Raw genomic sequence first — 2,991 nt, forward strand, 5'->3', positions numbered from 1 at the left:
CCCGCTGCCGCGGCGAAACCCCGGCCCAGCCGGTGATCGACGTCGGCTTTTGCATCGTCGAGCGCGAGTCCACCGGCGGCGCGTGAGCCATGGGTGGCGCAGGTGACGCCGCGCTGTCCCTCAGTCCTGTGACGTGGCACTGCTCGGGGTGGCGCTGTGGGCGGCATTCCGCTGTAATCCGCGCAGCCTGAAGTTCTGGCTGTGGCGTGGCTTCCCGGAGGAGCGTGCATGACCGAATCACAGAGCGAACTGCTGGTGCTCAGCGGACCGAAAGAAGCCATCACGGCCTTTCACCGTGAGGTCGCCGCGCAGCCCGGCAGCGAAAGCGCGTTGACCGAGCGCAAGAACTTCGACGGCAACTCCCAGACCTGGCTGGCGATCGCCAATGTCGCGGTGCTGGCGCTGCCGCACATCCTGGGCTTCATCAAGGACCTGGTGACGCGGCGCCAGGTCAAGAAGATCAAGATCGGCGACGTCGAGATCGAGAACCCGAGCGCAGAGGACATCGAGCGGCTGCGCAAGTCGATCGACAAGTCCCTGGAAGCCCGCAGCAACTCGGCGGCCTGAGCATGGCCAGCGCCGCTCGGCGGGCCCAGGCCGAGGCGGTGCTGGCCATTGAGCTGGGGCCGCGAGCCCGCTTCTTCCTGCACCAGCCGGCGCCCGGTTCGCCGATGGGCCTGGTGCTGGACCTGGTCGAGCGCCGGCTGGGCGCCGGGAGCTTCGACCTGTACTGGCTGGACCTCGGCTCGCCCGAGCTGTTTTCGCTGCCGGGCCTCAGCCCTTGCCCGGTCGTCTACAGCCGGCGCCACCTCTCGCTCTCGGCCTGTGTCAGGCGCGTGTTCTCGGAGCCCTCGCTGCAGCAAGTGGCCGACGAATGCGCCGAGCAACTGGCCCTGAAGCTGATGGCCGAGTTCGCGCTGCGCCGTGGCCATGTCGACTTCGCGGTCCACGCCTTCCTGAAATCCATCGTTGGCAAAGGCATCTGGCTGGACGATGGCGACCAAACCCTGGTGCTGGAACAGGAGCGCAAGGGCGAGGCCTACATGGCCGTGTGGTTCTACGGCCTGCTGCACGAGCTGGGCCATGTGGAGGCGGCGCGCCGCCAGCAAAGCGGCCAGCGCCTGCTGTTCTCCGACACGCGCGCGCTCGGTTTTATCGACGTGGCCCTGGCCCAGGCCGTGCACTACCCGGCCGGCCTGAAAAACGAGATTCGCCAGCTCGCGCTGGCCGAGCGCGGCAGCTCGATGGTCGGCCTGGACCAGCTGCAGTGCGAAGCCTCGGCCGACATGTTTGCCGCCGAGTTGCTGCTGGCGGCCACGCAAGCCGTGATGCAACAGGACCGAGGCGATTCGCCCGACACCGGGCGCTACCTGCAGGAACTGGTGCTGCTGACCCAGGTGGTGGCGCTGATGGACCGTTGCCGAGGCACGGCCACCGTTGCCTGCCACGCCGGCGCGGACCTTCGTACCATGGCCTCTGCGCAGCTCTTGCTGCCACCGGTGGCCAACGCGGCCCGCGCTGCGATGGTGGCAAGCTTCCTCAAGCTGCTGCTGGCCAGGTGGGCCTGGGGCGACGGCTTCAGCGAGGCGCAGCTGGCCACGGCCGGCGTGTTGGTGGACGCGGCCTACGCGCAGTTCGCGCCCAGGGTCGACCGGGTCGAAGCAGGCCTGTCCAACGCCATGCGTTTTGCATTGCGCCTGGTGCCGTGGCCGAGCCTGGCCGAACAGCTGCAGGCGCTGCGGTCGGAGCTGGCCATGCCGCTGTGCCTGGACGAGACACAACGCTTCTGTGACCTGGCCGATCAGCTGGGGGCCGAAGGCGAACCGCTGGCGGCGCTGCGCACCATGGTGGCCAACGCCGCGCGGACGCACCATTGAATCTGCCGGTGCGGCTGCGCGGCATTCGCAGCTAAATTCCAGCCTTCGCTGTTGACCGCTCTCGCTCCACCATGCTTTTGCGTTTCATGCCACAGGCCTTGCTCGCCGCCGCCTGCCTGAGTTGTGTGCTGCCCGTGCCGGCGGCCGAGCTGGTCGACCCGTTGAGTTTGGATCGCATCCATGCGGACCCGCCGCTGCAGGGCCGGCTGCCGCGCGAGGCCACGCTGTCGCCTGGCGGCCGCTGGGCGGCCTGGCTGCAGCCGTCCCAGGCCGACGGCGAGGTCAAGGAGTTGTGGGGCCAGCCGCTGCCGGCCGGTGGACCACGCCGGCTGTTGGCCATGGCCGATCTGCTGGGGGGTGCGAAGGTGCACCTGACCGAAGCCGAGAAGATGGCGCTGCAGCGGCGGCGCATCGGCGGCAGCGGCATCCTCGAATACCGCTGGTGCGGCAACAGCGACCAGCGCCTGCTGGTGCCCTTGTCCGGCGGACTGTACCTGGCCGAACTGCAGGCGGACGGCCTGCCACGCACGCGCTTGCTGGCGCAGGCGAAAACGGACACTCGGGGCGACGAACCGGTGCGGGACCCGCAGTGCGACAAGGCCGGCCGCCAAGTCGCCTTTGTGCAGGCGGGCGATCTGTGGGTGCAGCCGCTGAGCGCTGGCCCGGCGCGCCGGCTTACGCACAGCGCCAGCGCCACCCGCAGCACCGGCCTGGCCGAGTTCATCGCCGAGGAGGAGCTGGACCGGCACGAAGGTTTCTGGTGGGCGCCGGACGGCCGCGCGCTGTTGGCCATCGAGGTCGACGAAAGCCCGGTGCCGATCAAGGTGCGCGCGCAGATCGCCGCCGACCACACCAGCTTCGCCGAGCAGCGCTACCCCGGCGCCGGCCAGCCGAACGCCAAGGTCCGTGCGCTGAGGATTGAAATCTCGAACGGCAAGGCCACACCTTTGCGCCTGCCGCCCGAGGCCGAGTACATCGCCCGCGCCGGCTGGTTCGACGACGGCACGCCGTGGCTGCAGTGGCTCACGCGCGAGCAGACCCGGCTGGACCTGGTCGAGTTCGACCGGCGCAGCGCCGCACCGCACACGCTGGCCTCCGAACGCGACTCGGCCTG

3 protein-coding genes are annotated in these 2,991 nt (G+C 69.6%); all 3 read left to right on the forward strand.

Annotated elements, in window-relative coordinates; translation table 11 throughout:
- The first annotated feature begins 228 nt into the window (after nt 1-228).
- The gene (locus FKP22_RS25770; protein WP_141290640.1) at nt 229-567 is read left to right on the forward strand and encodes a hypothetical protein; all 339 of its coding nucleotides are present in this window, start codon (nt 229-231) and stop codon (nt 565-567) included.
- Nucleotides 568-569: 2 nt separating this feature from the next.
- Entirely contained in the window at nt 570-1,877 is a 1,308-nt protein-coding gene (locus tag FKP22_RS25775) for a hypothetical protein (RefSeq protein WP_141290642.1), read from the forward strand.
- A gap of 71 nt (nt 1,878-1,948) precedes the next feature.
- Nucleotides 1,949-2,991 (forward strand): DPP IV N-terminal domain-containing protein (locus FKP22_RS25780; protein WP_211361589.1); only part of this gene is annotated, 1,043 nt, incomplete at its 3' end.

The organism is Ideonella azotifigens (assembly GCF_006519715.1).
Lineage (GTDB): Bacteria > Pseudomonadota > Gammaproteobacteria > Burkholderiales > Burkholderiaceae_C > Ideonella > Ideonella azotifigens.